The sequence below is a fragment of the Streptomyces sp. NPDC042346 genome (assembly GCF_055581845.1).
This window is the reverse complement of the sequence record NZ_JBVJEH010000006.1, coordinates 250,359-276,358: the sequence shown is the minus strand read 5'-3', so window position 1 is coordinate 276,358 and position 26,000 is coordinate 250,359. Positions and strand designations below refer to the sequence as shown.

The following is a 26,000-nucleotide window of genomic DNA, read 5'->3' as shown; positions in this document are numbered from 1 at the left end:
CTCCGCTTCGCGGGCGCTGGTAGGGGTGTAGTCGTAGATGCAGGCGTTGACGTAGCGGTTGCCGTAGAGAGATGAGGGAAATGTCCGTGATGCACGGTCTTGCGGCGACGATGGCCCCGGTCCTCTTCAAAGCGGCCTGCCCCGACTGCCGCTCCCGCTTCGAACTCTCCGCGAGCGCCCTGCGCCTCGCCATCGGGGCCAGTCGGCGCACCACCTTCTACTCCTTCACCTGCCCCGAGTGCGGCAGCTCCGTCCGCAAGCCCGCGGGCGAGCGCATCGTCGAGCTCCTCACCGGCGGCGGCGTCCGCACGCTGCGCCTCCACACCACCGTCTGACCGACCCGTACCCGCTCAAGGTCTAGGCTCTGCCCATGTTCTGGCCCATGCTCGCCATCGCCCTCGGATTCCTCGGCATCGCCGTCCTCGGCGTCCTCGGCATCAAGGTCTTCCTGGAGGTCCAGCGCCTCGGCCGTCAAGTGGCCCGCACCACAGAACGGATCACCCAGGCCGCCGAAGAGCTCGAAACGGCCGCCGTGGGACTGGCCCGAACCGGCGAGACACTGCCCTGAGTCGGTGCCGTACGCTGCACGAAGCGGCCTCGGTCCGGGCTCGTGGGACGCAATCCGGAGTATGCAAGGGCATTGCCTCACGTTTACTCCTGCGGGTTACGATCGCAGGCAGCGCGGTGGCCGGACGCATGTCCGACCCGCCGGGCACCGCACTCCATGTCGCCTCGGTGAAGAAGGTAAACAGCTATGGGTAGGCTCGGCCCCACCGAGATCATTCTCATCCTCGTCGTCATCATTCTCCTGTTCGGCGCCAAGAAGCTCCCTGACATGGCCCGCTCGCTGGGCAAGTCGGCTCGCATCCTCAAGAGCGAGGCCAAGGCGATGAAGTCGGACGACCAGCAGAGCGCCCCCGCCGACCCGCCGCAGGCCGGAACCGGAGCGCAGGACGCGCAGCCCGCGCCGCGCACGATCCAGGCCGCTCCCGGCGACGTGACCAGCTCGCGTCCCGTGACCGAGCCTTCGGACACCACCAAGCGCTGACCCGGTCCGCCGCGGCCGCCGCACCGTGCGGCGGCTGCCGCACGAGATGAGGACGTGGGTTGCCCAAGTCTGCCCGCAAGCAGGAGAAGGATCCCGAGGGTCGGATGCCCCTCGTGGAGCACCTGCGCGAACTCCGCAACCGCCTGGCGAAGGGTCTCCTCGCCATCACCGCGGTGACGATCGTGGCCCTCGTGTACAGCGAGGAGCTGATGCAGTTCCTGTCGGATCCGGTGCCCAAGTGCCCACCGGGCGTCACCAGTGACGGCGGCAACTGCGCGCAGGTCGTCTTCAGCTCGCTGATGGCCCCCTTCAGCACGACGATCCAGCTGTCGCTGACCGCGGGCCTCGTCGTCGCCAGCCCCGTCTGGCTCTACCAGCTGTGGGCCTTCGTCGCGCCCGGACTGCACAAGAGCGAGAAGAAGTACACGTACGCCTTCGTCGCCGCGGCCGTGCCGCTGTTCTCCGCCGGCGCCTACCTCGCGTACCTGATCCTCCCCATCAGCGTGAAGGTGCTCATCAGCCTCACGCCCGCCGGCTCGGCGAACCTCCTCTCGCTCGGCGACGTCCTCGACTTCACCCTGCGCATGGTGCTCGTCTTCGGCCTCGCCTTCGAGCTCCCGCTCGTCCTGGTGATGCTCAACCTGACCGGTGTCCTCACCGGTCGCCGCATGGCCGGCTGGTGGCGCGGCGTGATCATGGGCGTCTTCGTCTTCGGCGCCGTCATCACCCCCACCACCGACCCCGTCGGCATGATCGCCCTCGCGGGACCCATCACGATCCTGTACTTCGGGGCCGTCGGCTTCTCGCTCCTGAACGACCGGCGACGCAAGCGCAACAACCCCGACGCCGCTCTCGACGACGACGAGGCCTCCGAACTCGACCTCACCCCCGAGGCCGTCGGCGCCATCGAACCCGTCGGCGCCACGCGGGCCCTGCCCGAGCAGGCCACCGGGCCGGGGGAGACCGGGGCTTCCGCCGCCCACCGGGTCAACGGTTACGACGACATCACCTGATCTTGTAGGGTCCCCCCAGACTCCGTCCGGGGGGACCCCCACATGACCAGCGACATCACTCTCTTCGTCAACCCCACCGCCGGCCGCGGCCGCGGCGCCCACGCCGCGCAACCCGCCGCCCAGGCGCTCAGGGACGCCGGATTCTCCGTCCGTACCCTCCTCGGGCACGACGCCGAGGACGCCCTGCGGCGCGCCCGCGAGGCCGTCGAGACCGGGACCGGCGCCCTCGTCGCCGTCGGCGGCGACGGCATGATCTCCCTCGCGCTGCAGGCGGTCGCGGGGACCCGAACACCCCTCGGGGTCATCGCCGTCGGCACGGGGAACGACTTCGCCCGCACCCTCGGCCTGCCGGTCCGCGACCCGGCCGCCGCCGCCCGCGTCACCGCCGAGCTCCTCAAGGACACCGGCGGGCACGCGATGGACCTCGGGCGGATCACCGCGGCCACCACCACCCGCTGGTTCGGCACCGTCCTCGCCTCCGGCTTCGACTCCCGCGTCAACGACCGCGGCAACCGCATGCGCATCCCCGCCGGACGCTTCAAGTACGACCTCGCCATCCTCGCCGAGCTCGCGGCCTTCCGGCCCGTCCCCTACCGGCTGACCCTCGACGACGGACGGGTCGTCGAGACGGACGCGACCCTGGTCGCCGTCGGCAACGGCACGTCCTACGGCGGCGGCATGCGGATCTGCGCCGACGCCCGTACCGACGACGGACTCCTCGACGTCACCGTCGTCGGCGACTGTTCCCGCGCCACCCTGATCAAGGTGTTCCCCCGCGTCTACCGCGGCACCCACCTCGACCACCCCAAGGTCACGACGTACCGGGTCCGGTCCCTCACGCTCGACGCCCCCGGAATCACGGGCTACGCCGACGGCGAGCCCCTCGGTCCGCTGCCCCTCGCGGTGGAGTGCGTGCCCGGCGCGCTGCGCGTCCTGGCGCCTCCCGTGGCCCCGGGAGCATTGCCCCGATAAAGATCGCGTCACTGTCAGAGGCGGCGGGTAGGCTCGACAACAAGATGACAGAGGACCTCACACCAGCCGAAGCGTACGCAGCCGCTCTCGCCCGAAACGCCGAGCAGCGGACCGCGCTGGCCCCCTTCCGCGAGATGTACGAATTCGATCTGGACCCCTTCCAGATCGAGGCGTGCCGGGCCCTCGAATCGGGCAAGGGCGTGCTCGTCGCCGCACCGACGGGATCCGGCAAGACCATCGTCGGCGAGTTCGCCGTCCACCTCGCCCTCAGCGAGGGCCGCAAGTGCTTCTACACGACGCCCATCAAGGCGCTGTCGAACCAGAAGTACGCCGACCTCGTCAAGCGGTACGGCGCCGACAAGGTCGGCCTGCTCACCGGCGACAACAGTGTCAACGGTGACGCGCCGATCGTCGTCATGACCACCGAAGTCCTCCGCAACATGCTGTACGCGGGGTCCCAGGCCCTCTCCGGCCTCGGCTACGTCGTCATGGACGAGGTGCACTACCTCTCCGACCGCTTCCGTGGCGCCGTCTGGGAGGAAGTGATCATCCACCTCCCCGAATCCGTCACGCTCGTGTCGCTCTCCGCGACCGTGTCCAACGCCGAGGAGTTCGGCGACTGGCTGGACACCGTCCGCGGCGACACCGAGGTCATCGTCTCCGAGAGCCGTCCCGTCCCCCTCTGGCAGCACGTCCTGGCCGGACGCCGGATGTACGACCTCTTCGAGGAGGAGACCGACCACGGCGGCCGCGGCTCCGCCCGCCGCGAGGTCAACCCCGACCTCGTCCGCCTCGCCCGCTCCGAGAACTCGACGTACAACCCGCGTGACCGGCGCCGCGGCAAGATGATCCGCGAGGCCGACCGCGAGCGCGAGCGCCGCCAGCGCTCCCGCATCTGGACCCCCGGCCGCCCCGAGGTCATCGAGCGCCTCGACGCCGAAGGGCTCCTGCCCGCCATCACCTTCATCTTCAGCCGTGCCGGCTGCGAGGCCGCCGTCCAGCAGTGCCTCTACGCGGGACTCCGCCTCAACAACGAAGAGGGACGTCAGCGCGTCCGCGAGATCGTCGAGGAGCGGACCGCCTCCATCCCCAGCGAGGACCTCCACGTCCTCGGCTACTACGAGTGGCTCGAAGCGCTGGAGCGGGGCATCGCCGCCCACCACGCCGGCATGCTCCCCACCTTCAAGGAGGTCGTCGAAGAGCTCTTCGTCCGCGGCCTCGTGAAGGCCGTCTTCGCCACCGAGACCCTCGCCCTCGGCATCAACATGCCCGCGCGGTCCGTCGTCCTGGAAAAGCTCGTCAAGTGGAACGGCGAGCAGCACGCCGACATCACGCCCGGCGAGTACACCCAGCTCACCGGCCGCGCCGGCCGCCGCGGCATCGACGTCGAAGGCCACGCCGTGGTCCTCTGGCAGCGCGGCTTCGACCCCGGGCACCTCGCCGGACTCGCGGGCACGCGGACGTACCCGCTGCGCTCCAGCTTCCGGCCCTCGTACAACATGGCGGTCAACCTCGTCGACCAGTTCGGCCGCCACCGCTCCCGCGAGCTCCTCGAAACCTCCTTCGCCCAGTTCCAGGCCGACCGCTCCGTCGTGGGCATCTCGCGCCAGGTGCAGAAGAACGAGGAGGGCCTGGAGGGCTACCGCGAGGGCATGACCTGCCACCTCGGCGACTTCGAGGAGTACGCGCGGCTCCGCCGCGACCTCAAGGACCGCGAGACGGAGCTGGCCCGGCAGGGCGCCGCACAGCGGCGCGCCCAGGCCGCCGGCTCGCTGGAGAAGCTCAAGCCGGGCGACGTCATCCACGTCCCCACGGGCAAGTTCGCGGGCCTCGCCCTCGTCCTCGACCCGGGCATCCCCGCGGGACGGACCAACGGCCACCGCGGCTTCGATTACCACGACGGGCCCCGGCCCCTCGTCCTCACCGCCGAGCGGCAGGTGAAGAGGCTCGCCTCCATCGACTTCCCGGTCCCCGTCGAGGCGCTCGACCGCATGCGGATTCCCAAGTCCTTCAACCCCCGCTCCCCGCAGTCCCGCAGGGACCTCGCCACCGCGCTGCGCACCAAGGCCGGGCACATCAACCCCGAGCGGCACCACAAGCAGCGCTCCGCCGCCGCCGACGACCGCGAGATCGCCCGGCTGCGCACGGAACTCCGCGCCCATCCCTGCCACGGCTGCGACGAGCGCGAGGACCACGCCCGCTGGGCCGAGCGCTACCACCGCCTCCAGCGCGACACGCACCAGCTGGAGCGGCGCATCGAGGGCCGTACCAACACGATCGCCCGGACCTTCGACCGGATCGTCGCGCTCCTCACGGAACTCGACTACCTGCGGGGCGACGAGGTCACCGACAACGGCAAGCGGCTGGCCAGGCTCTACGGCGAGCTCGACCTGCTCGCGAGCGAATGCCTCAGGGACCGCGTCTGGGAAGGCCTCACGCCCGCCGAACTCGCCGCCTGCGTCTCGGCGTTGGTGTTCGAGTCGCGCCAGGCCGACGACGCCGTCGCGCCGAAGCTGCCCACGGGCAACGCCAAGGCGGCGCTCGGTGAGATGGTCCGGATCTGGGGGCGTCTCGACGCCCTTGAAGAGGAGTTCAAGATCAACCAGGCGGAGGGCGTCGGCCAGCGCGAGCCCGACCTCGGCTTCGCCTGGGCCGCCTACCAGTGGGCCTCCGACAAGAGCCTCGACGAGGTGCTCCGCGAGGCGGAGATGCCCGCCGGTGACTTCGTCCGCTGGTGCAAGCAGGTCATCGACGTCCTCGGACAGATCGCCGCCGCGGCGCCCAAGGAGAACAGCACGGTCTCCAAGAACGCCCGCAAGGCCGTCGAGTCGCTGCTGCGGGGTGTCGTCGCTTACAGCTCGGTGGGCTGACGACTCCGGTTCCCTTCAGGCCGGTGCCCGTGGCGATCACGCCACGGGCACCGGGCGTTCCGCCCCCTGTGCGCAGGGTTGTCCACAGGGCGTCGTCCACAGGGGTGGCGCCCGGGTCGGCCCTTCCGCTTGCATGGACTCGCACACGGGGAAGGCCAGTTGGGGAGGGGACGCGCATGACCATGCAAGCCGGTCCGGACGCTGGGACACGCGGTGACGCGGCACAGCCGACACCGGGCATCGTCGAAGGCCCCCGAGGGGTGCCCCTCCTCGGGAACCTGCCCGCCTTCGGCAAAGACCCCCTGGCCTTCTTCGAACAGCTGCGGGAGCGCGGCGACTTCGTCCGCTGGCGCTTCGGCCGCGGCCCCGCCCTCTTCATCGCCCACCCCGACACCATCGGCGAACTCCTCACCGAGGTCGAGCGCACCTTCGACCAGCCCGACCTCGGCATCGCCTTCCGCACGCTCCTCGGCAACGGGGTCGTCGTCGCCAAGGGCGCCGACTGGCGGCGCAAGCGCTCCCTCGTCCAGCCCTCCGTCCGCCCCAAGCAGGTCCGCTCGTACGCGGCGACCATGACGGAATGCGCCGTCGCACTCGCCGACCGGTGGACCGACGGGCAGCACATCGACATCAAGAAGGAGATGGCCGCCCTCACCCAACTCGTCGCCGTCCGCACCATCTTCGGCGTCGACACCGCCGCAGACGCCGAGGCCATCGGCAAGGCCATGGACATCGCCCAGCAGGAGATCGGCGCCGAGTTCAGCGGCATCGGAGCACTCCTGCCCGACTGGGTCCCGACGCCCGGGCGCGCCCGCATCAAGCGCGCCACCGCCGTCATCGACGCCGAGGTCTCCCGCGTCGTCTCCCGCCACCGCGACGGCGACACCGAGCGCCCGGACCTCCTCAGCCGGCTCCTCGCCGCCCGGGACGAGACCGGCGCGCGCCTCTCCGACCAGGAGATCCGGGACGAGACGGTCACCCTTTACATCGGGGGCCACGAGACGACCAGTTCGACCCTCGTCTGGGCCTGGCACCTGCTCTCCCGCAACCCGCGGGTCCGCGAGGCCCTCACGGAGGAGCTCGACCGGGTCCTCACCGACCACGAGCCCGGCTACGACGACTACGCCTCCCTCACCTACACCCAGGCCGTCGTCAAGGAGACCCTTCGTCTCTACCCGACGATCTGGCTCCTCACCGGCATCGCCAAGGAAGGCGCCACGCTCGGCGGCACGCCCGTGCCCGCCGGCACCCGCGTCTGGTCCAGCCAGTGGGCCACGCAGCGCGACCCCCGCTGGTACGGCGACGCCGAGGCCTTCCGCCCCGAGCGGTGGCTCACCACGGAGGACGGCGAACCTGCCGAGCACATCCCGGAGTACGCCTGGTTCCCCTTCGGCGGCGGCCCCCGCGTCTGCCTCGGCACCCGCTTCGCCCTCGTCGAGGCCGTCCTGGTGCTCGCCGTCCTGGCCCGCCGCTATCACCTGGACCTCACCACCGACGACATACGCCCGGTCCCGAGCCTCACGCTCCAGCCGGACCGCGAGGTCCTCGCCACGGTCCGCGCCCGGAGCTGACGTACCGGAGCCGACGTAGCGGGGCCGACGTACCTGGGCCGGCGTTCCGAAGGGGCCGGGGCGGGGTGCCGCTATCGTCACCGGATGCCTGAGGATCCCGAGAAGTTCGACACCGCGATGGCCGCCTGGCAGGAGTGGCAGGAGGCCCCCTGGGGCCGCATCCGCTACACGGTCGCCGAGGCGAACCTGTTGCGGCACCTCGACGGCCCCGACGTTCCCGAGGGCGGACGGCCCCTACGGGTCCTCGACCTCGCGGGCGGCGACGGCGGCGACGCGCTGCGCCTCGCCGCCCGTGGCCACCGCGTCACGCTGGTCGACTACGCACCGGCCATGCTGGCCGCCGCGGCCGAACGCGCGGCGGCGGCCGGGGTGTCGGCGCGGATGACCTGCGTCCGCGCCGATGTGACGGCCCTGCCGGCCGACCTCGCGGCCGGGGAGTTCGACGTGGTGCTGTGCCACAACCTCCTGCAGTACGTGGACGACGTGCCGGCCACCCTGGCCGGGGCGCTCGCGCCGCTGAAGGACGGCGGGCTGTTCTCCCTGATGGCGATCAACCGGCACTCGGCTCCCCTGAACATCGCCGTCCGCGAGATGGACCCCGCGGCGGCACTGGCCGCACTGGACAGCGACACGTTCCGGACCGCGATGTTCGACTCGGAACTGACGCTCCACACGGCGGAGGAGCTCGCCCCGGTCCTCCGGGACCTCGGGTGCGGGGACGTACGGCACTACGGCATCCGCGGCTTCTGCGACTACATCACCGACGACGCGCGCAAGTACGACAAGGACTACTACGACGCCCTGGAGCGCCTGGAACTCGCCACCACCGCACGACACCCGTACCCCCACACGGCCCGCCTCTTCCAACTGACGGCCCGGAAGGGGACCGCCTGAACTCCGGCTAGTCAGGTCCGGTCCAGTCGAAGGTGATGTGCTTGCTGGACCGGCCTTCGCGGCTCCACAGGAAGCCGTGGGCGTCGGCGTGGTCCATCGTCGAGCGGCCCCAGGTCGCGACCTGGCCCGGTCCGGTCTCCGCACCCGGCAGGTTGGTCGACTGGACGCGCGCGCCCTCCGGGGTCGTGGGTCCCGTGAGCGCGACCGCGCTCGCCTCGACCCGGCCCGGTACCACGGCCCGCCAGTTCGCGAGGTCGTCGGCGACCTCGATCTCGATGGGGGCGAACTCCATGCCGCGCATTTCGGCGCCCATCATGCTCACCATCTCGGCGGGCCAACTGCCCGCCTGCCCGCCGAAGATCATCTGAAGTGCCTCGCGCTGGGGGTCGTCGGCGCGCTCGTCGACGAAGACCGCGGCGTACGCGTCCGTGTGCTCGGCCCAGATGTTGCCGACGAACGAGGCCACCATCAGCACGTTCAGGCCGTCCAGCCGTACGTCACCGTAACGGCCCTCGCGAATGTGCCAGGCCAGGATGCCGTCGCAGTCTCCGTAGGTGGGCAGCTGTGCGAACGAGCAGGGGCAGGGCACGTTGCACTTGCAGGTGTCGAACCAGTCGCCCGCCGCGTGCCACCGGGGAACGGCCGCCGTCGTCTCGGGCATCTCCCTGCCTCCTCGTGACCGTGCCGGGACGTCGGTCTCGGGAGGACGGCGGAGCCCCCGGGAAACCATCGCCGGCCCACGCCCGGGTCGTACAGGTATTCATCCCGATTGTCCCACCGGAAGGGTTGCCCGGAGGAGGTGTGTGCCGCGTACACACGTTCCCGCGCGCATGTGCAGGTCCGCCGTGATGTGCTGGAGGTGTGCGCCTCGACCGGAAGGCCCTGTCACCGCCTCTGCGTCCGGCGAATCTCCTGTCGGCCCGGCAGCTCGCGTTCGCCTGGTCCGTGATGGCGTCGATCGCCGTCCTCGCGTGGGTGCTGGTGGTCGACCAGGCCCGTGACATGGGGGTCGAGCCGGGAACCATGGGCATGGATCTCCCGCTGTTCCTGCTGCTGTGGCTGGTCATGATGATCGCCATGATGTTCCCGTCGGTGGCCCCGGTCGCCCTCACCTGGGCGCGGGCCATCGGGCGCCAGTCGGCCACGGGCGTCGTGCGGGTGGCTCGTACCGCCCAGTTCGCCGCCGGGTACCTGCTGGCCTGGACGGCCTTCGGCCTGATCGCCTACGGGCTCCTCGCCGGGACCGGCGCCCTGGTGGACGAGCACCCGGGCGCCGGGCGCTGGATCGGCGCCGGGGCCTTCCTGGTCGCCGGGCTGTACCAGTTCGGCCCGTGGAAGGACCTCTGCCTGCGGCACTGCCGGAGCCCGATGGGGCAGCTCGTGCGCTACGCGGGCTTCCGGCCCCGGGCCCGCGATCTGCGGGTCGGGGCGCACCACGGGGCGTACTGCGTGGGCTGCTGCTGGGGGCTGATGGTCGTGCTCGTCCCGCTGGGCGTCATGAACGTCCTGGCGATGGCCGCGGTGGCCGTGGTGATCTTCGTGGAGAAGCTCTGGCGGCTTGGCCCCGTCTTCTCGCAGGTCGTCGGGGCCGCCTTCCTCGTCCTCGCGGTCCTGAGCCTCTTCCAGCCCTGGCTGCTGCCGGGCCTGATCCCGCCGCAGTCGCCCATGACGGAGATGCTCCGCACCTAGCCGAATCCTTCGGGCCGCCACGGGCCCTAGTCCGCACGCCGTGTCTTCCAGGCCCGCAGCGCCAGGAACGGGGGGAGGGCGACGGGGGAGAGGAGGATCGTCAGGAGGAGCAAGGGGGCCATCAGGAACGGGGAGAGGGCGAGGCGGCGGGCCTCGCGGTACATCCACTGGCCGAGGAGCAGGTCCCAGGCGATGACCTGCGCCCAGACCGCGGCGGCGCCGTTCGCGAGGGCCGTCAGTTCGCGGAACGTGTCGAGGTCGGGGCTACTGACCGCCGTCCACAGCTCCGGCAGGACGGGGGCGGCCAGGACGGCCCAGACCGCGAGGAGCGGGAGGACGGTCAGGGGTGAGGCGGCGACGCGCTCGGTGACCCGCCATGCCGGCGCGACGATCATCAGGAACCAGACGGGTGCCGCGAGGAGGAACGTCAGCTCGAAGAGGAAGCCGGTCACGCCGGGACCTCCTCGGTACGGGCGGGGGCGGGGGCAGGGGTGGGGGTGCGGAGGGAGAGCGCCGTGGCGGCCGCGCCGAGCAGGACGATCGCTCCCGCCGCGGCGAGCGTCACGCCGTCGGGCGAGAACAGGGCCTGGCCGCGCAGCGCCTGCCAGGTCAGCAGGGCGAAGGTCGCCGCGTACACCCCCGCGGCCGTGAGCGTGAGCCGCAGCTTCACCCGCTCGTCGGCGAGCCGGGCGACGCGCGGTGCGAGAGCGGCCAGGACGAGCAGGAGCAGCGGGAGCAACTGGAGCGCGTGCATGCCGAAGAAGTGAGGGATGCGCAGGTCGCCGCCGGTGGTCGACCAGCCGGTCAGCGGCATCGAGGGGCCGCCGTCCGGGACCCCGACGCTGTGGGCGCCGGTGATCGGGGAGTCGTCGACCGCCAGCTGTTCGGGGGTCGGGGACGTCATCAGGAAGCCCACGGCGGCGCCCGCGAGGGCGAGGAACGAGGAGAGGCGGACGGCCCACGCCGTGGCACGGTCGAGGATCCGGGCGCGCAGCAGGAGAACCGCGATGACCAGGGCACTCAGCCACAGGATGACGATGCTGGCTCCCATGATCTGGAAGACGGCGTTGTCGAAGGGCGTCGCGTGGTTGAAGTGGCTCTGGGTGCCGCGGACCGCCTGGAGGGTGATGAACACCATCTCGATCAGCAAGGCGACGGCGACGACGGTTCCGGCCCACCAGCCGACGCGGTGGGCGCGGGCGGGCGGGGCGAGCAGGGAGAGCATCCAGGCGAGCGAGAGCGTGTAGGCGATCAACGCGATCGAGAACTTGAGCGGCTTGGTCCAGATCGGCACGCCGACCAGGATCCGGTCGTCGACGACCAGGCCGACGGCGGAGACGAGGGCGAGGACGGCCATCGAGCCGGCGAACCAGACCAGCGGTCGGTGCAGCCGGGCGAGCGGCCGGAGCATGGACGTGCCGAGCGAGGGCCTGCTGGGAGAGGGCCTGCTGAGTGAGGACATACGGATCCCCCCGTGGGAATTATGGATAGTGGCACTCGCCGCTATCTGATAGCGCCACTATCTATGATGGAGGTGTCGGTCGGCAAGGCCGTTGAAGGACGGGAGAGGTGAACACGCGGTGCGCATCGGAGAATTGAGCCGCAGGACCGGGGTATCCGTACCGACGATCAAGTTCTACGTACGGGAAGGGCTGCTGCCGGCAGGTGAGCTGACGAGCCCGAACCAAGCCTCGTACGGGGAGACGCACGTCCAGCGCCTGCGCCTGATCAGGGCGCTCCTCGACGTGGGCGGCCTGTCGGTCGCGGGGATCCGTGACGTGATCGTGGCGGTCGACGACCCCGAGCGGCCGTTGCACAAGGTGCTGGGCGCCGCGGCGAACCGGATCGTGCCGCGCTACGACCGCGAGCAGGACGCCGGGATCGAGGAGGCGCGGAAGAGCGTCGCGGAGCTGATCGCCGCGCGCGGTTGGCGTGCCTATCCGGACAACCCGGCGGGGGAGGCGCTGGCGACGGCCCTCGCGGCACTGGAAGACGTCGGCCACGGCGGCTTCGCCGAGGTCCTGGACGTCTACGCGGACGCGGCGGAGCAGGTGGCGCAGGCCGACCTGGAGTACGTGGCGCACCATGTGGCGCGCGAGGAGCTCGTGGAGAGCGTCGTCGTCGGCACGGTCCTCGGCGACGCGATCTTCGCGGCGATGCGGCGACTGGCCCACGTGGACGCCTCGGGCCGCGTCTTCGGCCGCGCGACGTAACGCGGAGGGGAGGCGCGGAGGAGAAACGCGGAGGGGGGTGGGGGCTCAGGCCCCCACCCCCCTCTCGTGTGCTGCGAGCGTCAGTTCTCCTGTTCGCGCTCCACCTGGTCGTTCCACTCGCGCTTGATCGCACGCCATGCCTCGTCCGTCTTCCCCAGGCGCCAGTACCCCGAGATCGACAGCCGCTCGCGCGCCACCCCGCGATCCATCCGCAGGTGCCGGCGGAGGTCCTTCACGAAACCCGCCTCGCCGTGGACGAAGGCGTGGACGTCGCCCGCCGGGAAGTCCAGCGTCCGCACGGCCTCGACGACGGCTTCGCCCGCCGGGCGGTCGCCCCGGTGCAGCCAGGTGACGTCCACCCCCGCGGCCGTCGCGAACTTCTGCTCCTCCGCCGCGTCCGAGACCTCCACGAAGGCGTGCACCCGCGCCCCCGCGGGCAGTCGCTCAAGCGCCACCGCGATCGCGGGGAGCGCGCTCTCGTCGCCCGCGAGCAGGTGCCAGTCCGCCTCCGGGGCCGGCGCGTAGCCGCCGCCCGGGCCGAGGAAACGGATCGTCTCGCCGGCCTGGGCCCGCGCCGCCCAGGGGCCCGCGAGGCCCTCGTCGCCGTGGACCACGAAGTCGACGGTGAGCTCGCGGTGGACCGGGTCCCACGCCCGTACCGTGTACGTCCGCGTCGTCGGCCACTGGTCCCGGGGGAACTCCTCCCGGATCCGCTCCATGTCGAACGGCTCCGGGTAGGCGACCCCCTCGGGGGCGAACAGCAGCTTCACGTAGTGGTCGGTGTACTCGCCGACCTCGAAGGCGTCGAGTCCGGGGCCTCCCAGGACGACCCGCACCATGTGCGGAGTGATCCGCTCGGTGCGCACCACACGCGCTTCGGTGGCCTTCGGTGCCTTGCGGGCCGGCTGCTCTGCCACGATGGGCTCTCCTGACTCGACGAACTTAGGTATGCCTAAGCTAGCATCCCGGTGTGCTGTCGCCCAAGGAATATCCGGGTGATCAGCGTGCGAGCACCGGAAGCAGGCGCCCCACCGCCCCGCCCAGACCCCACCGCTTCACCAGCGCCTCCAGCGCCGCCGGGTCACGCGGCCCCGACGGCAGGGCCGGGTCGAACTCCGGCAGCGGTGCGTCGCCGGCGACCCGCACCACGGTCGGCGCCACGTCCAGGTACGCGGCCGCCTCCACGATCCCGCGCCGCTTGGCCGGCGTCAGCTTCGACGTCCGGTCCTCCGCCGCCGCCCGCACCCCGGCCAGATCCCCGTACTCCGTGATCAGCTGCGCGGCCGTCTTCTCGCCGATGCCCTTCACCCCGGGCAGCCCGTCGCTCGCGTCCCCGCGCAGCGCCGCGAAGTCCGCGTACTGGTCGGGGCGCACGCCGTACTTCGTACGGATCAGCTCCGCGTCCACCAGGTCGCAGTCGCCGACGCCCTTGCGCGGGTACAGCACGCGCACCCCGCGCGCGTCGTCCACCAGCTGGAACAGGTCCCGGTCACCCGTGACGATGTCCACAGGACCGGCGGCGCGCCCCGCCAGTGTCCCGATGACGTCGTCCGCCTCGTACCCCGCGGACCCGACCCGGGCGATCCCGAGTGCCGCGAGGACCTCCTCGATCACCGGCACCTGCGGGGAGAGCGTGTCGGGGATCTCCTCCTCGTCCGGGCCGGTCTCCGTCTCGGCCGCCACCCGGTGCGCCTTGTACGAAGGGATCAGGTCCACCCGCCACTGCGGCCGCCAGTCCTCGTCCCAGCAGGCCACCAGGTCGTCGGGGTGGTGGTCCTGGACGAGCCGGGTGATGAAGTCGAGAAGTCCGCGGACGGCGTTCACCGGAGTGCCGTCGGGTGCCCGGACGGAGTCCGGCACGCCGAAGTAGGCGCGGAAGTAGAGGCTGGCGGTGTCGAGGAGCATCAAACGTCGCGTCACCCGCCTGATTTTAGGGCTCGGTTCGCCTCCGGGGCGCTTCAGCCGTGCTCACAGCCCCGACCGTGCGCGCCTCTTTTTGGGGCTCGGTTCGCCTCCGGGGCGCTCAAGCCGTGCTCACAGACCCGACCGTGCTCGCCCCCTCCTTCGTCGGGGGCTCCGCGCGCTCGGGGCTGTTCCCCCGGCCGCGCCCCTTCGGCTCACTCGCCCGCCCCGCCCCGCCCCGCCCGGCCCGCCCGCTCACTCGCCCGCCGGCCCGCTCACTCGCCCGCCCGCCCCGCCCCGCCCGCCGCGCCCGCCCCATCCGTCCCACACGTGACCCCCGTCACCTTTGCGTTTGCACCCGGTGAAGCCGGGCAGGCGCGAGCCCGGAGCGGAGCCCGGTACGGGATTCAACAACGGAATCCCCGTACGCGACGGGTCGCGGGCGGATCCCGCGCTGCTCCACGGCCCGGCCGCGCGGGGGTGGCGGGCCGTTCTCATTGCTACCCGTGAGGTCTATGTGTCCAGGCTCCAGGCCGACCACCTGTACAAGGTGTTCGGCAGACGACCCGATGAAGCCGTCCGGCGCCTCGCCGACGGCGCCGACCGCGACGAACTGCGGGCCGAAGGCACGACGGCCGCCGTCGTCGACGCCGGCTTCGTCGTCGAACCCGGTCAGATCTTCGTCGTGATGGGCCTGTCCGGCTCCGGGAAGTCCACCCTCCTGCGCATGCTCAACGGCCTGCTCGAACCCACCGCGGGCCGGGTCCTCTTCGACGGCCGCGACCTCACCGCGCTCTCCCCCCGCGAGCTCCGCGCCGTCCGGGCCACCAAGATCAGCATGGTCTTCCAGCACTTCGCGCTCTTCCCGCACCGAAACGTCCTGGAGAACGCCGCCTACGGCCTGGAGGTCCAGGGCGTCCCGCGCGCCGAGCGCGAGACCCGCGCCGCCGAGGCCCTCGAACTCTGCGGGCTCGCCGGCTGGGAGAAGTCCTGGCCCGACGAGCTCTCCGGTGGCATGCAGCAGCGCGTCGGCCTCGCCCGCGCCCTCGCCACCGACGCCGACCTGCTCCTCATGGACGAGTCCTTCAGCGCGCTCGACCCGCTCATCCGCCGCGACATGCAGGACCAGCTCCTCGTGCTCCAGCAGCGGCTGAACAAGACCATCGTCTTCATCACCCACGACCTCAACGAGGCCATGCGCATCGGCGACCGGATCGCCGTCATGCGGGACGGCCGGATCGTCCAGCTCGGCACCGCCGAGGACATCCTCGTCCGCCCCGCCGACGACTACGTCGCCTCCTTCATCCAGGACGTCGACCGCTCGCGGGTCCTCACCGCCTCCGCCGTCATGACGGCGGGCGCCACCCCGGCCGACTGCCCCGCCGACTGCGCCTGCCGGGCCGTCGGACCCGACACCCTCGTCGCCGACCTGTGCGCCGTCGCCGCCCTGGCCCCGCACCCCGTGACCGTCGAGGACTCCGACGGCACCGTCCTCGGAGTCGTACCGGCCGATCGCCTCCTCGGCGTCATGGGCGGGCTCTCCGCGCAGGACATGCAGAAGAAGGAGGTGACCGCCCGTGCCTAGGCTCCCCCTCGGCGAGTGGGTCGACAGTTCCGTCGACTGGCTCCAGGCCCAGTTCTCCTGGCTCTTCGACGCCGTCAGCACCGGTGTCACCGGCCTCTACGACGGCATCGACGCCGTCCTGTCCGCACCCCAGCCGCTGCTCTTCGCCGGCATCCTCGCCGTGGTCGCCTGGTGGCTGCGCGGCCTCGCCGCCGGTGTCCTCGCCTTCGCGGGCTTCGCGCTCGTCGACTCGGTGGGCCTGTGGGACGAGGCGATGGCGACGCTCTCCCTCGTCCTCGTCGCCACCCTCGTCACCCTGGTGATCGCCGTCCCCCTCGGCATCTGGGCGGCGCGCTCGAAGACCGTCAGCGCGGTGCTCCGGCCCGTCCTCGACTTCATGCAGACCATGCCGGCGATGGTCTACCTGATCCCCGGCATCATCTTCTTCGGCGTCGGCGTCGTCCCCGGCATCATCGCCACCATCGTCTTCGCGCTGCCCCCGGGCGTCCGGATGACCGAGCTCGGCATCCGTCAGGTCGACGGCGAACTCGTCGAGGCCGCCGAGGCCTTCGGCACCACCCCGCGCGACACCCTCCTGCGCGTGCAGCTCCCGCTCGCCCTGCCGACGATCATGGCGGGCGTCAACCAGGTCATCATGCTCGGCCTCTCCATGGTCGTCATCGCGGGCATGGTCGGCGGCGGCGGCCTCGGCGGCGCCGTCTACCGCGCCATCGGCAACGTCGACATCGGCCTCGGCTTCGAGGCCGGCGTCTCCATCGTCGTCCTCGCCATGTACCTGGACCGGATGACCGGCGCCCTCGGCCGCCAGGTCTCCCCGCTGGGCCGCCGCGCCGCCGCCAAGGCCCGCGCCGCGAGCGCCAAGCGGCCCGGCGCGAAGCTCTGGGCCCACCGCCCGCAGCCCGTCGCCGCCCTCGTAGGCGTCGTCGTCCTCGCCCTCGTCGCCGGCGGCATGGGCTTCCTCGGCTCCGGCGGCGCGACCTCCACCGCCGCCGCGGGCAAGAACAGCGGCCACGGCAAGAAGATCAGCATCGGCTACATCCCCTGGGACGAGGGCATCGCCTCCACGTACCTGTGGAAGGAACTGCTGGAGCGCCGCGGTTACGAGGTCGACACCAAGCAGCTGGAGGCGGGCGCGCTCTACACCGGCCTCGCCGGCGGGCAGCTCGACTTCCAGACCGACGCCTGGCTCCCCGTCACGCACGAGCAGTACTGGGAGAAGTACAAGAACGAGCTCGAAGACCTCGGCTCCTGGTACGGCCCCACCTCCCTGGAGCTCGCCGTCCCCTCCTACGTCAAGGGCGTCGACTCCCTCGCCGACCTCAAGGGCAAGGCGGGACAGTTCAAGGGCCGCATCGTCGGCATCGAGCCCAGCGCCGGAATGATGGGCATCCTCAAGGACAAGGTGCTCAAGGAGTACGGCCTGGAGGGCGAGTACAAGGTCGTCGACGGCTCCACCCCCGGCATGCTCGCCGAACTGAAGCGCGCGTACGAGCGCAAGGAGCCCGTCGTCGTCACCCTCTGGTCCCCGCACTGGGCCTACTCCGCCCACGACCTGAAGAAGCTCACCGACCCCAAGGGCAGCTGGGGCAAGGGCGACGGCGTCCACACCCTCGCCCGCAAGGGCTTCGCCGCCGAGAACCCCGAGGTCGGCGCCTGGCTGAAGAACTTCGAGCTCACCGAGAAGCAGCTCACGGACCTCGAAGCCGTCATCCAGGAGACCGGCAAGGGCAAGGAGCAGCAGGCCGTCCGCGTCTGGCTGGACCGCAACCCCGGCCTCGCGGAGAAGCTCGCCCCGCAGTAGCACCCGGCGGACCGGGATTCGTTCCTGTCCGGAAAGGGGTGGTCGCCGAACGTGTTCGGCGACCACCCCTTTTCGTCACGACGCGAAACCCGGAGCCAAAGCTGCGTAAGGTTCAGGTAACCGACCGGTACGCGGTCCGAGGGAACGCGACGCGCACGAGGCACACGAGGCACGAGGGAGGGAGCCGACATGGACGAGAAGGAAACACCCCGCGTGGGCGCGGCCGTCAAGAGACGGCGCAGAGCGCTCCACCTCACCCTGGCCGTCGTCGCCTCCCGCAGCGGCCTCTCCGTGCCCTTCCTCAGCCAGGTCGAGAACGAGCGCGCCCGGCCCAGCCGCCGCTCCCTCGAACTCGTCGCCGATGCCCTGGAGACCACCGCCGGCGAGCTCCTCGCCGCCGCCGAGGCCGCCCGCACCGTCGACGTCGTCCGGGCGGAGGAGCGCTCCGCGGCACTGCCCAGCGGCGTCCGCCGGCTCGTCCGCGACCGCCACCAGCTGCACGCCCTGGAGTTCACCGGCGAACAGGACGCGGGCCGCGAATTCCAGCACCGGAACGACGAGTTGCTGTACGTGGCCGACGGTGCCGCCGAGGTCGAGGCCGAGGGCCGCGCCCACCGGCTGGGCCGCGGCGACACGCTCTACCTCTCCGGAGGCGTACGGCACCGCTGGCGCGCCACCGAGCCCGGCACCCGCCTCCTCGTCGTCGCCGTCGCCGAGCACGTCGAGGTCGAGGAGGAGTGAGGGCCGCCGGCGCCGGACCGCGAGTCGTCTCCCTCGTCCCCTCCCTGACGGAGGCCGTCGCCGTCTCCGCGCCCGGCGTCCTCGTCGGCGCGACGGAGTGGTGCAGCCACCCCGCCGACCTCGACGTCGTACGGATCGGCGGCACCAAGAACCCCGACGTCGCCGCGATCACCGCGCTCCGGCCCGACCTCGTCCTCGCCAACGAGGAGGAGAACCGCGCCCCCGACCTCGCCGCCCTGCGGGCCGCCGGGCTCGACGTCCTCGTCACCGAGATCCGCACCCTCGACCAGGGCCTGCGCGAGCTGGAGCGGGTCCTCGCCGCCTGCGGCGCGCCCCGGCGGCCCCGCTGGCTGGAGGAGGCCGAAGCCGCCTGGGAGGCCGTGACCCCCCTGGAGCCCGCGCCGGACGGAACGCCGCTCACCGCCGTCGTACCGATCTGGCGTCGCCCCTGGATGGTCCTCGGCAGCGACACCTTCGCCGGCGACCTGCTCGGCCGCCTCGGCGTCCGCAACGCGTACGAAGGTCATCCCGAGCGCTATCCGCGGATCCCGATCGACGAGCTCCGCGCCACCGCACCCGACCTCGTCGTCCTGCCCGACGAGCCCTACCGCTTCACGGCGGACGACGGCCCCGAGGCCTTCCCCGGGACCGCCGCCGCCCTCGTCGACGGACGCCTGCTCACCTGGTACGGGCCGTCGCTGGCACAGGCGCCGCAGGCGCTGTCCCGGGCCCTGCGAGCAGCGCACCGCTGAGCAGCCCGCGCACCGTGTGGACACCCGCCACCAGCCAGGCCGCCACGAGGAGCACGTACAGACCGACGGCGAGCCACCGGAAGGCGGCCAGACCGGTGTGCTGGGCGAGCCCCTCGGCACCGGTCACACAGGTCCCGACGGGGAAGGTGAACGCCCAGAAGGTCATCGCGAAGCCCATGCCACGCCGCCGCGCCCGCAGCACCATCGCCCCGGCGAGCGCCAGCCACAGCAGCGCGAACCCCATCACGGGCACCCCGTAGAGGACGGCGAAGGCGGCGAAGCCGTGCGCGTACGGGTCGGGCAGCACGCCGGGGGCCGCGTCGGCGAACTTGTTCGCGGCGGTCGTCGACTGGCCCAGCGGGCCGAGGACCAGGAACAGCGTGGGGGTGAGCGCGAGCGGCAGCGGGCCGCCGGTCACGAGCCGGCCGAAGATCAGCGGCAGCATGACCAGGGTCGCGAGCAGGCTGAGACCGAACATCGCGTAGCAGGCGAGGAGCAGCGTCTGCTGGGCCTGCCCGGCGGGCAGATGGGGCACGAGCAGCGGGCCGAGCGCGGCGGACACCATGGGGGCGACGACCGGCAGCAGCCACACCGGGGACGCGCTCTCGATCCGGTGGTGCACCACCATGAGGTACGGCACGGCCACCGCGGCCGCCAGCCCTGTCGCCGTGCCGAGCGTGAACAGCACGGTGTCGAGCGCCAGGGCCGCGGGGAGCCCGATCCAGTCCCGGCCCACGATCATCGCGCCGCCGCCGACGGCGAGCAGCGCCATCGACAGACAGCCGTAGAACGGCGCCATCGCCGGGTCCATGAGGTGGGCGCGGGCCTGGTCGCGGTGGTGGATCCAGTGCAGCGCACGGGCGGAGACGAGGACCAGCAGCATCGCGAGCGACAGGGCCCACACCGCCGCGCAGAGCGTACGGAGACCGGGGACGTCCACCGGGAGGGCCGCGCCCGCGTTGGCGACGATCGCCGTCCCCATGACGGAGGCGTACCAGTTGGGTCCGAGGTGACGGACGGAACGGGCCGGGGAGAGCGGCCGTGCGCCGGGGGTGGTGGCGCGGGGGGCCGGACGGGGGGCCGAGCGGGGTGTTGCGAGGCTTGCCATGACCCCACCGTCGCGCCCTTTCGACGCACCCACCAGGGATCTTGGGACTATGACGTCATAAGCTGGGTTTATGAGCAGTGAGATACCAGAGCGGCACGGCACGCAGGGCGGAGAGCCGAGGCCGCACCTCTCCCACCGGGTCCCGGACCTCGGCGCCCTCGAACTGCTCATCGCCGTCGCCCGGCACGGCAGCCTCGGCGCGGCCGCCCGCGAGGTCGGGATCACCCAGCCCGCCGCGAGCAGCCGGATCCGCTCGATGGAGCGCCAGCTCGGGGTCGCCCTCGTCGACCGCTCGCCGCGCGGCTCGCGGCTCACCGACGCTGGCGCGCTCGTGACGGACTGGGCACGGCGGATCGTCGAGGCCGCGGAGGCTTTCGACGCGGGCGCGCAGGCCCTGCGCGGGCGGCGCGACTCGCGGCTGCGGGTCGCCGCGTCCATGACCATCGCCGAGTACCTGCTCCCGGGCTGGCTGATCGCGCTGCGCGCCGAGCGTCCCGACACGGCCGTGTCGCTCCAGGCCGGGAACTCCGCGGCGGTCGCGCAGCGGCTCTTCACGGGCGAGGCCGACGTCGGCTTCGTGGAGGGGCTCGCCGTGCCGGACGGCCTCGACGGGGTCGTCGTCGCGCACGACCGGCTCGCGATCGTCGCCGCGCCCTCGCACCCCTGGGCCCGCCGCCGCGGCGCCCTGGACCCGGCGGAGCTGGCCGCGACCCCGCTGATCCTGCGGGAGCGCGGCTCGGGCACCCGGCAGGTCCTGGACGCGGCGCTCGCCGGCCACGGCGGGCTCGCCGAGCCGCTCCTCGAACTCGCCTCCACGACGGCCGTGAAGGCCGCCGCCGTCAGCGGGGCGGGTCCGGCCGTCCTCAGTGAACTCGCCATCACCGAGGAGCTGGCCTCCCGCCGGCTGGTCGCCATCCCCGTCGAGGGCGTGACGCTCCGCCGCGACCTGCGCGCGGTCTGGCCCGCGGGACACCGCCCCACGGGCCCGGCCCGCGACCTCCTCTCGCTGACCCGCGCCCGCCCGGCGGGCTAGGGGGTGTCCGGCGGACGGGCTAGACCCCCGCCGCCCGGTGGGTGATCCGGCCGTCCAGGACCGTGAGGAGGACCGGCAGGTCCGGCAGCTCGACCGCCGGCGTGGTGACCGGACTGTCCGCGAAGACCGCGAGGTCGGCGCGGTGGCCGAGCGCGAGCCGGCCCGCCTCGTGCTCCTCGCCCGCCGCGTACGCCGGTCCCGTCGTCAGGCCCCGCAGCGCCTCCAGCGCCGTCAGCGCCTGCTCGGGCCCGTGCGGGGCCTGCCCGAGGTCGCGGCTCGGGCGGCGGTGCCGGGCCCCGGCCAGCACACCGAGCGGCGGGAACGGCGCGATGGGCCAGTCGGACCCCAGGACGACGGTCGCCCCGGAGTCCACCAGATCGCGGCAGCGCCACGCGCGCGAGGCACGCTCCTCGCCGAGGCGCCGCGACCAGTTGTCGGTGTGGTCGGCCCGGGTGAAGTCGCAGCAGTGGGTGGGCTGCATGGACGCGACGACGCCGAGCTCCGCGAAGCGGCGCAGCGTGTCGTCCGGCACCGTCTCGATGTGCTCCACCCGGTGCCGTACCCGGACCGACGCGGAGGCCTGGGCCTTCTCGACGGAGTCGAGGACGTGCCGTACGGCCGCGTCGCCGATCGCGTGCGTCGCGGTGGCCACGCCCGCCCGGTGCAGTTCCCCGACGATGTCGCTGTACGCGGCGGGATCCGGCCAGAACGCGGCCGTGGACTCGCCGTGGCGGTCGGGCCGCTCCAGCCACGCGGTGCCGTTGTCGATGGTCCCGTCCATGAAGAGCTTCACGCCCGCGACCCGCCACAGCGCGCCGCCCGTGCCCTGCTGCGCGATCAGGGCCCGTACCCCGTCCGCGTCGGTGCCGGGCTGGCACCAGGGCGCGACGCGGAGCCGCAGCGGCAGCTCACCCGCGGCGTCGAGCTCCCCGTACAGCGCGAGGCTCTCGCCGTTGGCGTCCATGACGTGCCCGCCGGTCAGACCGGCCGCCGCCATGGACCGCAGGGCGGTCGCGAGCCCCTCCCGGCGCTCCGCGCGCGTCGGCCGCGGGGCGACCCGCTCGACCAGCGCGCAGGCCGCGTCCTCCTGGAGCAGGCCGGTCGGGCGGCCGTCCGCGTCACAGACGACCTCGGCGGAGGCCTGCGCGAAGGTACGCGGCCCGTCGACCCCGGCGAGTTCGAGCGCCCGGCGGCTGGCCAGCGCCGAGTGGGCGTCGAAGAGCAGCAGGAAGGCGGGCACCCCGTCGAGCACGGCGTCGAAGGGGGCGATGCCGACGGGCCGGTCGCCGAAGACGTTCGGGTCGAGGCCCCAGGCGAACAGCCACTCCCCGCGGCCGGGGCGGCGCACCTCCCGGGCGAGCGCCTCCCGTACGTCGTCGAGGCCGGCGCAGCCCGACAGGTCGAGGCCGCCGGTCAGCTCGGCGCCGGTGACCGGGTGGACGTGGCCGTCGACGAGACCGGGTGTGACGACGGCGCCCTTGAGGTCGACGACGGTGGTGGCGGGCCCGGCGAGGGCGCGGATCTCGCGGTCGTCGCCGAGGGCCGAGATCCGGCCGTCGTCGGAGACGGCGAGCGCGGTCTGCGGCAGGAACGCCCCCGTGCCGGGGTCGAGCAGTCGGGCGGAGAGCAGGACGAGTCGGGTGGTGCGCACGGGGGCTCCAGGGGAGGGCGAAGGGCGGTACGAGGGGTGCTGCGGGTCGCGGTGGTCAGTGGGGAGCGGCCGGGGCGGCGGGCTCCGGGGCCTGGGGCTCCGTCGGTTCCCTGAGAGGTGCCGCCTCGGTCAGGGTGCCGTGCGCCAGGCCGAGTTCCCGCTCCGCCGTGGTGACGGCCATCCGGGTCACGGCCTCCGGCCGGTTGCTGCGGTCGGTGTTGGCGTGGGCGCCCAGGCCGTCGAGGACGACCAGGATCTGGATGGCCGCCGTCCGCGGGTCGTCCGTGCGGAACTCGCCCCGCTCGACGCCCTCGCGGATGAGCCTCTCGAGACGGTCGTCGGAGGCGAGCTCCTGCTCGGCGACCCGGTCGCGCAGGACGGGCCGGTAGCGGCTGAGGTGCCGGGCGTTGATCCAGAGACGGCTGATGTCGTCGTACGCGTCCCCGGCCGAGAGGGCGAAGTAGCGCGCGAGGTACTGCGTGGGGGTCCCGTGCGGCCGGTCCGCGGGCAGCAGGGCGTCGAGCTCACCGGTGGAGGCGACGCTGAAGGCCTCGCCCACCAGATCCTCCGCCGAAGGGAAGTAGTGGCTGATCAGACCGGGCCGGACGGCGAGCTCCTCGGCGATCCGCCGCAGGGTGACGCACTCGAGCCCCTCGGTCAGGGCGACCCGGGCCGCGGTCTGCACGATCTCCGCCCGCCGGGCCTCTGGGGTTTTCCGAACTCGCTTGCGCTGGACGCTTGACGACATACCCGCGATGCTATTGAGTGTGCGACCAATAAGCAACCAGGCGGGCGGCGAACGAGCGCCTGGTGGGCACCGCCAGCATCCGGAGGGCCGCATGGCTTCCACGATCCCCGACCCGATCCCCCGCTCCCAGGGCGACCGGGTCACCCCGTCGGCCGCCGCCGACAGACCCGGCCGCATCGAGGCCCACGGCATCGATCACATCCCCGACAGCGAACGCCACGGACACCCCCGCGAGCTCTTCTCCGTGTGGGCGGCGGCCAACGTCAACTACCTCAGCCTCGTCATCGGCGGCGCCCTCGTCCTCATGGGCCTGACCCTCTGGCAGGCCGTCGCCGTGATCGTCGTGGGCAACCTCTTCTGGCTGCTCACCGGCCTCCTCGCCACCTCGGGCCCCGCCGCGGGCGCGCCCAGCGAGGTGATCACCCGCGCCGTCTACGGCGTCCTGGGCAACCGCGTGAACAACGCGGTCGGCGGCTGGCTCGTCTCGGTCTGCTACTTCGCCCTCAACCTCGCCGCCGCGGCGACCGCCGCCTTCGCCCTCGTCGAGAAGACCGGCATCACGGCCGGCACCCCCGTCAAGGTGGCCGTGATCGTGGTCATCGCCGCGCTCACCCTGGCCATCAGCGTCTACGGGCACGCCCTGATCATCAAGCTGTACCTGCCGATCACCCTCGCCCTGACCGCGACCTTCGGCGTCGTCGCGTACGCCGTCCTGCGCCACGCCGACTTCTCGTACGCCCCCGCCGAACGGCTCAGCGGCGCCCCGCTCTGGACCCTCCTCGTCGCGGGCACCACGCTGATCGCCTCGGGCCCGCTCTCGTACACGACGAGTGCCGACTTCTCCCGCTACCTGCCCCGCACGGCCTCGAGGAAGGCGATCGTCGCCTGGACCGCCCTCGGCGCCTTCCTGCCCAGCGTCGTCGTCTGCTCGCTCGGCGCGTTCGCCGCGACCGCCGTCGACATGACCGACCCGCAGAACGCGCTCCAGACGATCCTGCCCGGCTGGTTCACCCCCGTCTTCCTGCTCGCGCTGGTCCTCGGCACGATCTCCATCAACGCCCTGACCGCCTACAGCGCCGGCCTCGCCCTCCAGGCCGTCGGCCTCCGCATCCGCCGTACCGTCAGCGTCCTCTTCGACGGCGCCGTCGCCGTGGCCCTGACCCTCTACGGGCTGCTCGTCTCCAACTTCCTCGACACCGTCAGCAACGCCCTCCAGGTGATCGGGGTCCTCATCGGCCCCCTCATGGCGGTCTACGCCACCGACGTCGTGTTGCGCCGCTGCCGCTACGACGGCCCCGCGCTCTCGGACGAGACCCCCGGCGGCCCCTTCTGGTACACGGGCGGCGTCAACCTCGCGGGCGCCCTCGCCGTCGTGGCGGGCGTGACCTCGGCCGCGCTCTGCGTCAACACCCTCTACACCGGCCCCGTCGCCGGAGCGCTGGACGGCATGGACCTCTCCCTCCCCGTCGGCATGACGGTCGCCGCAGCCCTCTACGCCCTCCTGATGCGGAACGACTCCACCGTGCTCGCCGCCCGGGCACGCGCGTGAACGGCCGTACGCCCCTCCGGGTCGGCGGGGACGCGGGCAGACGGCGCTACGTTCCGGACACGGCCCGCCAGTGACGCGAGGCCCGGGTCCTCGACGAGGCCCGGCTCCTCGACGAGGCCCGGCTCCTCAGCGAGGCCCGGCTCCTCACCGCCCGGCGGCCGCCGCCGCTTCGACGAGTCCCCGCATCACCCGCAGGTCCTCGCCCATCTCCGGGTGCCACTGCACGCCGAGGGCCCAGACGGGGGCGGCCAGTTCCACCGCCTCCACCGTGCCGTCCTCCGCGTGGGCCGAGACCGTGAGCCCGGCGCCGAGCCGGTCCACGGCCTGGTGGTGATAGGTCGGGACCTCGGTCAGCTCGGGCGCCAGGGAGGCGTACCGCGTGCCCGGCACCGGCTTGACCGCGTGCCGGCCGATCACCCCGACCGCCTCCACGTGCCCGTCCAGGTGCTGGATCAGCGTCCCGCCGAGCGCGACGTTCAGCAGTTGCATGCCCCGGCAGATCCCGAGCAGCGGGGTGCCGGAGGCCAGCGCCGCGTCGATCAGGGCCAGTTCCCAGGAGTCACGGGCGCGGGCCGGCGGTCCGGTACGGGGGTCGGGCTCGGCCCCGTACCGTACGGGCTCGACGTCCGCCCCGCCCGCGACGACCAGGCCGTCGAGCCGGGCGACGAGCGCCGCCGCGGCGGCCGGCTCGTCCGGCGGCAGCATCACGGCGAGCCCGCCGCTCTCCCGGACGAGTCGCGGGTACGGCGCGGGGAGCAAGGCGGCCTGCATGTCCCACACCCCCCAACGGGCCTGGTCCAGATAGGTGGTCACGCCGATGAGCGGCTGGGACACGTGCTTCCTCCAGGAGCGTCGGTGAG

Annotated in this window: 25 protein-coding genes; 16 read left to right on the top strand and 9 right to left on the bottom strand. The window is 72.6% G+C overall.

The window, feature by feature from the left end; all coding sequences use genetic code 11:
* Positions 1-71: 71 nt before the first annotated feature.
* The 8 genes from ACZ6K0_RS25140 to ACZ6K0_RS25105 all read left to right on the top strand — a co-directional run bounded on the left by ACZ6K0_RS25140 (position 72) and on the right by ACZ6K0_RS25105 (position 8,368).
* A complete protein-coding gene (locus ACZ6K0_RS25140; RefSeq protein ID WP_056650226.1) occupies positions 72-335 on the top strand; it encodes a CpXC domain-containing protein in 264 nt (87 codons plus the stop codon).
* 35 nt (positions 336-370) lie between these two features.
* Positions 371-568, top strand: coding sequence for a hypothetical protein (locus ACZ6K0_RS25135; protein WP_376407591.1), 198 nt, complete (start codon positions 371-373; stop codon positions 566-568).
* Between the two features lie 186 nt (positions 569-754).
* Positions 755-1,048, top strand: a complete 294-nt coding sequence (tatA, locus tag ACZ6K0_RS25130) for a Sec-independent protein translocase subunit TatA (RefSeq protein WP_376407593.1) — start codon at positions 755-757, stop codon at positions 1,046-1,048.
* 104 nt (positions 1,049-1,152) lie between these two features.
* Positions 1,153-2,061 carry a twin-arginine translocase subunit TatC gene (gene tatC, locus ACZ6K0_RS25125; protein WP_469234692.1) on the top strand — a complete coding sequence of 303 codons (909 nt, stop codon included), beginning with the start codon at positions 1,153-1,155 and terminating at the stop codon, positions 2,059-2,061.
* Positions 2,062-2,103: 42 nt separating this feature from the next.
* Positions 2,104-3,033, top strand: coding sequence for a diacylglycerol kinase (locus tag ACZ6K0_RS25120; protein ID WP_469234568.1), 930 nt, complete (start codon positions 2,104-2,106; stop codon positions 3,031-3,033).
* 44 nt (positions 3,034-3,077) lie between these two features.
* Positions 3,078-5,903, top strand: a complete 2,826-nt coding sequence (locus tag ACZ6K0_RS25115; RefSeq protein ID WP_376407597.1) for a DEAD/DEAH box helicase — start codon at positions 3,078-3,080, stop codon at positions 5,901-5,903.
* A 176-nt stretch (positions 5,904-6,079) separates the two neighbouring features.
* A complete protein-coding gene (locus ACZ6K0_RS25110; protein WP_469234570.1) occupies positions 6,080-7,474 on the top strand; it encodes a cytochrome P450 in 1,395 nt (464 codons plus the stop codon).
* Positions 7,475-7,558: 84 nt separating this feature from the next.
* Positions 7,559-8,368 carry a class I SAM-dependent methyltransferase gene (locus ACZ6K0_RS25105; RefSeq protein ID WP_469234571.1) on the top strand — a complete coding sequence of 270 codons (810 nt, stop codon included), beginning with the start codon at positions 7,559-7,561 and terminating at the stop codon, positions 8,366-8,368.
* A gap of 7 nt (positions 8,369-8,375) precedes the next feature.
* On the opposite strand, the gene ACZ6K0_RS25100 is transcribed toward ACZ6K0_RS25105, so the two are convergent.
* Positions 8,376-9,029 carry a DUF1326 domain-containing protein gene (locus ACZ6K0_RS25100; protein ID WP_469234573.1) on the bottom strand — a complete coding sequence of 218 codons (654 nt, stop codon included), beginning with the start codon at positions 9,027-9,029 and terminating at the stop codon, positions 8,376-8,378.
* A gap of 200 nt (positions 9,030-9,229) precedes the next feature.
* On the opposite strand from ACZ6K0_RS25100, the gene ACZ6K0_RS25095 reads away from it, so the two are divergent.
* Positions 9,230-10,057, top strand: coding sequence for a DUF2182 domain-containing protein (locus ACZ6K0_RS25095; RefSeq protein ID WP_376407605.1), 828 nt, complete (start codon positions 9,230-9,232; stop codon positions 10,055-10,057).
* Positions 10,058-10,083: 26 nt separating this feature from the next.
* On the opposite strand, the gene ACZ6K0_RS25090 is transcribed toward ACZ6K0_RS25095, so the two are convergent.
* Positions 10,084-10,509, bottom strand: a complete 426-nt coding sequence (locus ACZ6K0_RS25090) for an ABA4-like family protein (RefSeq protein WP_376407607.1) — start codon at positions 10,507-10,509, stop codon at positions 10,084-10,086.
* The gene (locus tag ACZ6K0_RS25085; protein WP_469234693.1) at positions 10,506-11,414 is read right to left on the bottom strand and encodes a hypothetical protein; all 909 of its coding nucleotides are present in this window, start codon (positions 11,412-11,414) and stop codon (positions 10,506-10,508) included. The genes ACZ6K0_RS25090 and ACZ6K0_RS25085 overlap by 4 nt, the downstream gene beginning before the upstream one ends.
* Before the next feature lie 223 nt (positions 11,415-11,637).
* On the opposite strand from ACZ6K0_RS25085, the gene ACZ6K0_RS25080 reads away from it, so the two are divergent.
* The gene (locus tag ACZ6K0_RS25080; RefSeq protein WP_469234576.1) at positions 11,638-12,270 is read left to right on the top strand and encodes a MerR family transcriptional regulator; all 633 of its coding nucleotides are present in this window, start codon (positions 11,638-11,640) and stop codon (positions 12,268-12,270) included.
* Positions 12,271-12,350: 80 nt separating this feature from the next.
* Here the strand turns inward: ACZ6K0_RS25080 and ACZ6K0_RS25075 are convergent, their stop codons facing one another.
* On the bottom strand, positions 12,351-13,187 hold the full coding sequence (locus ACZ6K0_RS25075) for a siderophore-interacting protein (RefSeq protein ID WP_376411482.1): 837 nt from the start codon (positions 13,185-13,187) through the stop codon (positions 12,351-12,353).
* 82 nt (positions 13,188-13,269) lie between these two features.
* Complete coding sequence (locus tag ACZ6K0_RS25070; protein WP_376411497.1) at positions 13,270-14,175, bottom strand: 5'-3' exonuclease; 906 nt, start codon at positions 14,173-14,175, stop codon at positions 13,270-13,272.
* A 514-nt stretch (positions 14,176-14,689) separates the two neighbouring features.
* On the opposite strand from ACZ6K0_RS25070, the gene ACZ6K0_RS25065 reads away from it, so the two are divergent.
* The 4 genes from ACZ6K0_RS25065 (at position 14,690) to ACZ6K0_RS25050 (ending at position 19,051) form a co-directional block, all read left to right on the top strand.
* A complete protein-coding gene (locus ACZ6K0_RS25065) occupies positions 14,690-15,757 on the top strand; it encodes a quaternary amine ABC transporter ATP-binding protein (protein WP_376411479.1) in 1,068 nt (355 codons plus the stop codon).
* Positions 15,750-17,558 carry an ABC transporter permease/substrate binding protein gene (locus ACZ6K0_RS25060; RefSeq protein WP_469234578.1) on the top strand — a complete coding sequence of 603 codons (1,809 nt, stop codon included), beginning with the start codon at positions 15,750-15,752 and terminating at the stop codon, positions 17,556-17,558. Before ACZ6K0_RS25065 ends, ACZ6K0_RS25060 begins: the two co-directional genes overlap by 8 nt.
* A gap of 189 nt (positions 17,559-17,747) precedes the next feature.
* Positions 17,748-18,299, top strand: a complete 552-nt coding sequence (locus tag ACZ6K0_RS25055) for a helix-turn-helix domain-containing protein (protein WP_376411473.1) — start codon at positions 17,748-17,750, stop codon at positions 18,297-18,299.
* Positions 18,296-19,051 carry a helical backbone metal receptor gene (locus ACZ6K0_RS25050; protein WP_469234581.1) on the top strand — a complete coding sequence of 252 codons (756 nt, stop codon included), beginning with the start codon at positions 18,296-18,298 and terminating at the stop codon, positions 19,049-19,051. Before ACZ6K0_RS25055 ends, ACZ6K0_RS25050 begins: the two co-directional genes overlap by 4 nt.
* Here ACZ6K0_RS25050 and ACZ6K0_RS25045 read toward each other — a convergent pair.
* The gene (locus ACZ6K0_RS25045; protein ID WP_469234583.1) at positions 18,978-20,159 is read right to left on the bottom strand and encodes a TDT family transporter; all 1,182 of its coding nucleotides are present in this window, start codon (positions 20,157-20,159) and stop codon (positions 18,978-18,980) included. The two genes, ACZ6K0_RS25050 and ACZ6K0_RS25045, sit on opposite strands and share 74 nt — an antisense overlap.
* 70 nt (positions 20,160-20,229) lie before the next feature.
* On the opposite strand from ACZ6K0_RS25045, the gene ACZ6K0_RS25040 reads away from it, so the two are divergent.
* Positions 20,230-21,192, top strand: coding sequence for a LysR family transcriptional regulator (locus ACZ6K0_RS25040; RefSeq protein ID WP_469234585.1), 963 nt, complete (start codon positions 20,230-20,232; stop codon positions 21,190-21,192).
* A 19-nt stretch (positions 21,193-21,211) separates the two neighbouring features.
* Here ACZ6K0_RS25040 and ACZ6K0_RS25035 read toward each other — a convergent pair whose 3' ends face one another.
* Both ACZ6K0_RS25035 and ACZ6K0_RS25030 read right to left on the bottom strand, forming a co-directional pair.
* The gene (locus ACZ6K0_RS25035) at positions 21,212-22,843 is read right to left on the bottom strand and encodes an amidohydrolase (RefSeq protein ID WP_469234587.1); all 1,632 of its coding nucleotides are present in this window, start codon (positions 22,841-22,843) and stop codon (positions 21,212-21,214) included.
* Between the two features lie 55 nt (positions 22,844-22,898).
* Positions 22,899-23,591, bottom strand: a complete 693-nt coding sequence (locus ACZ6K0_RS25030) for a TetR/AcrR family transcriptional regulator (RefSeq protein ID WP_469234589.1) — start codon at positions 23,589-23,591, stop codon at positions 22,899-22,901.
* Between the two features lie 91 nt (positions 23,592-23,682).
* Here ACZ6K0_RS25030 and ACZ6K0_RS25025 point away from each other — a divergent pair, with 91 nt between their 5' ends.
* Positions 23,683-25,140, top strand: a complete 1,458-nt coding sequence (locus ACZ6K0_RS25025; RefSeq protein WP_469234590.1) for a purine-cytosine permease family protein — start codon at positions 23,683-23,685, stop codon at positions 25,138-25,140.
* 144 nt (positions 25,141-25,284) lie between these two features.
* Here ACZ6K0_RS25025 and ACZ6K0_RS25020 read toward each other — a convergent pair whose 3' ends face one another.
* Positions 25,285-25,974, bottom strand: coding sequence for a gamma-glutamyl-gamma-aminobutyrate hydrolase family protein (locus tag ACZ6K0_RS25020; protein WP_469234592.1), 690 nt, complete (start codon positions 25,972-25,974; stop codon positions 25,285-25,287).
* Positions 25,975-26,000: the final 26 nt, after the last annotated feature.